Below are 5,018 nucleotides of genomic sequence, written 5' to 3'. Positions count from 1 at the left end.
CTGGTAGGGATAGTTGGCGGCGTGGTGGGTTTCGTCGGGGGCGATCGCGCATCGAGTGCGGCGGGGGCGGCTTCCGGGTGGGCGACGCAGCCGCACTTGCGCCGGAAAGCTCCGTTTGGGCATTTGCGAAGACCCGACCACCCAGAGATTCAGCGGCAATTCTTGGGGCTGGGGCATGTTGGCCAGGGCTTCCCAAAAATCTGCGTCTCGCGCAGGCTGCGGCAAGAAACCGAGGCGAATCGGCGTGGCGGCATCATCTTGCAGGGCGCGGCGGCGAATTTCTAGCCCGAAGCTGAGGCCCAGGGCGATTTCCTGGGTGCTGGGGGCGCTGACGACGATGTGGGTGGGCGTAGTCGGGTCGTCGGAATACATTTCGCTGGCAGCTTTTAGCGGGTTGAAGCTTTTGTAGAAGCCGAGTCCACTGGCGACGACCAGGCTGCTGACGATGCCGACCGCCAGGGCGATCGCCCACACGCGCCGAGCATTCACCCCCCTGGGCAACTGGGCCAGCAGCAGCCCCGCCAGCGCACAGACTGCTGGAAAATACACAAAGTTGTAGCGCGGTGCTAGGGTGATATCTTTATTCAACCCGTAGACGATGACGGCAAACTCTAGCAGCACCAGCCCCAGAAACCCTGTCAGCAAGGTCAACGCGGGCTGCTGCGGCGTGTTGCCCCACAGGTTTCGGCCACTGCGCCACAGCAGCCGCCCCAGCCACGCCGCATAGCCCAGCATCAACAGCGCCGACGGAATGGCGATCGCCCTGGGCTGTTTTTCCGCAGGCATCATCACCACCATCAGCACCCAGCCCACCGTGGTTTGCAGCAGCGGCGAGAGTCTTCCCAAAATGCTGTCTGCCAGCCCCAGCCACTCGGTTTCCGGGCGGTTCATGTGTTCCCAAAAGATGGGCAGCCACGGCAGGTAAATCAGGAACACAGCGGCGATCGCCAGCCCCAGCGCCCCCCAGCCCCAGCGCGAAATTTGCCCCCGATTCAGCAGCATCCAGCCCAGCAGCGCCCCCACCTGCGCCACTAGCGCCAGCAGGCAAAAATAATGAACGTAGAGTCCCAGTCCGGCGATCGCCGCCCAGCCCAGCCACACCCACGGGCGAAACCGATGCCGCTGCAAATCTTGCTGCATTTGTACCAGCCCCAGCAGCCCCAGCGTGATCAGCAGCACGGGCAACGTATAGTGTCGCGCCTCTTGGGATAAGTACACGCCAAACGGCGACACCGCCATCGCCGCTGCCCCCGCCAACCCCGCCGCGGCCGAAAACGCCACCCGGTTTAGCGCATACACAGCGGCGATCGCCCCCACTCCAAACAGCGCCGGCAGCGCCCGCAGCGCCCACACCCAGTTTTCGCCCGGTCGCAGCGCGTTCATCCAGCTATACATCAGGCAAAAAAACAGCGGCGGATGGGGCGACGTGGCGATCAGCCGCTGCGTGATGTCTCCACAACTCAACCCCGACTGCACGGTGAAAAACTCGTCCAGTTGCGAAATTGGGAAGAACTGACCCGTCGGAATTTCGCTGTATTGCCGACCCATCGCGGCGATCGCCGTAATCACCTCATCCAGCCACATCGGCTTCGAGTCCAGCCCCCAAAACCGCAGCCCCAGCCCTAAGAGCAGCAGCAAAGCAAGGATCAGATACGTGCGGGTAAACTTCATGACAAGGCTGGGGCGCAGTCTTCTTTGAACGCCGCCCCTCATCCCCCAGCCCCTTCTCCCAAGTGGGGAGAAGGGGAGCCAGACAGTTAAAACGTCTTGCTCCCGATTCGGGAGAGGGCGCTAGAAAGAGAACGGCTGGGCAATCAAACAGTCTTTTAACTAATAACTAAGGTGCATTATGGCAGAGCAAGATGACCTCTATGATCTGAATCGCTTTGTGAAGGCGCAAACGCCTGACTATGCGCGGGCGCTGGCGGAAATTCGGCAGGGCAAAAAGCGATCGCACTGGATGTGGTACATCTTTCCGCAATACGCAGGGCTGGGCTTTAGCGCCACGTCTCAGCACTACGCTATCAAAAGCCTTGCCGAGGCCGAGGCATACCTGCAACATCCCATTTTGGGCGATCGCCTGGTCGAGTGTGCCGAGGCAGTACTTCAGCTAGACGGGCGCTCTGCCCATGAAGTCTTTGGCTCACCCGACGACATAAAGCTGAGATCCTGCGCCACGCTATTCGCCCAGGTTTCGTCTCCAGGCTCAGTGTTTCATCGGCTGCTGGATCAATATTTTCAGGGCGAACCCGATGCCAGAACGCTGGAGTTAATTGAATTGAGGAATGAGGAATATTGAATTGAGAAGCTAATTGAATAGTTGGTATATCCCCTGCCAAAGCTATTTAGCTAGAACCATCACGACTTGGCCAGCGTTAATAGCCAATGTAATTGACAACACAATGAATCTGAATGGGTTTGGATGAATCTAAACGGATCTGGCAATAATTATGGACAGACAGAAACTTGAGCTAGTATTATCGTGGTTTGCCCCTATCCAGGGAACTCCGAATTCCGGTCTTCGCTATCTTACCCAAGCTGACCTTAATCGGATATTGTCGTGGTTTGCTCCTGCGAAAGGGGTATCTTCTCCTTCAAGTGCTGACTCTAACGGAACCATCAAGTTGGTTCAAACTGTGTTTGTCGCTGGTTTTCAATACTACGATGGTGAAAAAGTATGGAAAAACTTGGCTGTCGGAGATGCTGTGCGGCTTGTCCGTGAGCCTGACAACAAGCATGACGAATATGCGATCGAGGTTTACTGGCAAGACCGGAAATTGGGCTATGTGCCTCGCGTTGCAAACAGAACCCTGGCGCAAATGCTAGATCGCGGCGAAACGCTGACCGCCCAAATTGCCAATCAACAATCTACTGATAATCCTTGGGAAAGGCTGGAAATCGAAATCGGGTTGATCACCTGAGAAGCTGCTTGACAAAGCAATCCAACTACTTTCTTCCTCACTTTTATTTCCATCTAGCTTGAAGGTGGAATGCTCTCAAAAATTACATCTTCATAGAGCAGGGCGATCGCCCCTTGCCAGCCAATACTCGTCAGTTCGAGCGTATCTTCTGTGGTAAAAGATTGCAGCGCCCACTGCGTATCTGAGAGGCGGCGAAAGCGATCGACGCTAATTTGCGTGGCGTCAATCAAGACATATTCTTGCAGGGTCGAAAGCTGGCGATAGCGACGAAACTTTTCGCCCCGATCGAAGGCTTCGGTGGTGGGAGACAGCACTTCCACAATCAGGCACGGATGTTGAATCAGATTAACGGCGGGGCGATCGCGCTCATCGCAACTCACCATCACGTCAGGATAGAAATACGCCCCGCGTTCCGAAACCTGCACCTTCACATCCGACATCAACACGCGACAGCCTTTGCCTCGCAAAAAAGCCTTCAACGTAGAGGCCAGGTTCAGCGCAATCAAATTATGGGCGATCGTGCCGCCCGTTATGGCGAACACTTCCCCATCGAGATATTCGTGTTTGAGATCCTGCGCGGCTTCCCAGGCTAGATATTCCTGGGGCGACAGGCGGTGAGATTGGGGTTCTGCGATCATGGCGGCAGTTCTCGCAATGCAGCGCTTTCGTTTAGCATAGCGAATTGGCGATCGCCCGAATTCTCCAAACAACACCCGGTTTTACCTAATAACCGGTGCCCAGCATCAAGCGAGACACCAGCGATCGCCAAATGCGGTCAGGTAGCAGGGTGTGCAGCAACAAGAATGATTTGCCGTAGGGCGAATAGCGCAGTCGAGGCGTGCGATCGGTTGCGGCCTGGTAGATAGACCGGGCGACACCCTCCGGCCCGGGTAGAGAATCATTCAGGCGATCGCTAAACTGTTGAACTTGTTCAATCAAGTCGGCATAGTCTGGGTGCTTTGCCCAGGCAGTGCCCCGATGGATAAAGTTCGTGCGAATGCCTCCCGGCTCAATGATTTTGACCTGAATTTTGAAGCGGCGCAATTCATAGCGCAGCGCTTCCGAAAGTCCCTCAATCGCCCATTTCGACGCATGGTAAGACGATGCCAGCGGAAACGCCAAGCGCCCGCCAATTGAGGCAACATTGATAATGGTGCCACTGCGCTGTCGTCGCAGAATCGGCAGCACCGCCTGAATGGTTGCCACTGCTCCAAAAAGATTGGTCTGAAACTGATGCTGAAGCTGACTGGGTGACACGCCTTCCAGTGGCCCCATCAGCGCATAACCCGCATTATTCACCAATACATCAATTTGCCCAAATTGTGAAACGGTTTGGTGGACAGCGGTTTCAATCGTCTCTGGCTGGGTCAGATCCAGGTGAGGATAAATTAAATTAGCACGATCGCTGGGACTAGCCAGGTTAGGCGATCGCATCGTGGCGGCGACGTTCCAGCCCTTTTGCAGGAAATATTGCGCCGTGGCCTGCCCAATGCCACTCGAAGCCCCGGTGATCAAAATGGTTTTGCGGCTCATCTGTTTGCTCGTAGTCATGCCTTCTTACACGCTGGATGGATCACTTGCAGCGTAAACTGTGGAGTATGCTCCACAGTCAAGAGGGATTCCCAAATGCTGATTGGCGAGTTGTCCAAAGCGACTGGACTGTCCAAAGACACGATTCGGTTTTACGAAAAAATGGGGCTGATTTCTGGGGGCGATCGTCAGGCGGGCAGCCGACTTTACAAGGAATACAGCCCCGAAGTAGTGGAGCGACTGATGATGATCAGTCGGGGTAAAGGGTTGGGCTTTACCCTCCAGGAAATCCGACAGTTGCTAGACGAGTGGGGCGGCGGCAATATGCCCAAGCAGGAGCAAATTGCCACAATCGAGCGAAAACTGGTCGAAATTGGTCACAAAATGCAGCAGCTAGCCGAAATCAAAGCCTATCTTTTGGAAAAACTGAACTTGCTCCAGCAAGACCGCAACGCCGATGTATAAGCGCCTAGAATGCTGAAAGCAGCAGTTTTCAAACCTCCCGCATTTTTAAGAATGCAACCTCCTAGTCAGCTTTCAGCCCTTAACTCTCAAACGCTTGGCGCG

At 55.5% G+C, this 5,018-nt stretch carries 6 protein-coding genes; 3 read left to right on the top strand and 3 right to left on the bottom strand.

Annotation, left to right across the window (positions count from 1 at the left end; genetic code table 11):
- Positions 1-1,671: glycosyltransferase family 39 protein (locus IGS51_RS18545; protein WP_297080260.1), on the bottom strand; the 1,671-nt coding region annotated here is incomplete at its 3' end.
- Between the two features lie 178 nt (positions 1,672-1,849).
- On the opposite strand from IGS51_RS18545, the gene IGS51_RS18540 reads away from it, so the two are divergent.
- Complete coding sequence (locus tag IGS51_RS18540) at positions 1,850-2,299, top strand: DUF1810 domain-containing protein (RefSeq protein ID WP_297080259.1); 450 nt, start codon at positions 1,850-1,852, stop codon at positions 2,297-2,299.
- Positions 2,300-2,450: 151 nt separating this feature from the next.
- Positions 2,451-2,921: an HIRAN domain-containing protein gene (locus IGS51_RS18535; RefSeq protein WP_297080258.1), complete on the top strand. Its 471-nt coding sequence runs from the start codon at positions 2,451-2,453 to the stop codon at positions 2,919-2,921.
- Between the two features lie 53 nt (positions 2,922-2,974).
- On the opposite strand, the gene IGS51_RS18530 is transcribed toward IGS51_RS18535, so the two are convergent.
- The gene (locus IGS51_RS18530) at positions 2,975-3,559 is read right to left on the bottom strand and encodes a Uma2 family endonuclease (RefSeq protein ID WP_297080257.1); all 585 of its coding nucleotides are present in this window, start codon (positions 3,557-3,559) and stop codon (positions 2,975-2,977) included.
- Positions 3,560-3,644: 85 nt separating this feature from the next.
- Entirely contained in the window at positions 3,645-4,472 is an 828-nt protein-coding gene (locus IGS51_RS18525; RefSeq protein WP_297080256.1) for an SDR family oxidoreductase, read from the bottom strand.
- Positions 4,473-4,547: 75 nt separating this feature from the next.
- Here IGS51_RS18525 and IGS51_RS18520 point away from each other — a divergent pair, with 75 nt between their 5' ends.
- Entirely contained in the window at positions 4,548-4,916 is a 369-nt protein-coding gene (locus tag IGS51_RS18520; protein ID WP_297080255.1) for a MerR family DNA-binding protein, read from the top strand.
- Positions 4,917-5,018: the final 102 nt, after the last annotated feature.

Source organism: Thermoleptolyngbya sp. M55_K2018_002, assembly GCF_015295965.1.
GTDB lineage: Bacteria > Cyanobacteriota > Cyanobacteriia > Elainellales > Elainellaceae > Thermoleptolyngbya > Thermoleptolyngbya sichuanensis.
This window is presented reverse-complemented; position numbering and strand designations above follow the sequence as displayed.

Bases quoted from the DNA above. Each gene is read 5' to 3' on its own strand.
- IGS51_RS18520 (WP_297080255.1), top strand. From the start codon at position 4,548: ATGCTGATTGGCGAGTTGTCCAAAGCGACTGGACTGTCCAAAGACACG.
- IGS51_RS18535 (WP_297080258.1), top strand. From the start codon at position 2,451: ATGGACAGACAGAAACTTGAGCTAGTATTATCGTGGTTTGCCCCTATC.
- IGS51_RS18530 (WP_297080257.1), bottom strand. From the start codon at position 3,559: ATGATCGCAGAACCCCAATCTCACCGCCTGTCGCCCCAGGAATATCTA.
- IGS51_RS18540 (WP_297080259.1), top strand. From the start codon at position 1,850: ATGGCAGAGCAAGATGACCTCTATGATCTGAATCGCTTTGTGAAGGCG.
- IGS51_RS18525 (WP_297080256.1), bottom strand. From the start codon at position 4,472: ATGACTACGAGCAAACAGATGAGCCGCAAAACCATTTTGATCACCGGG.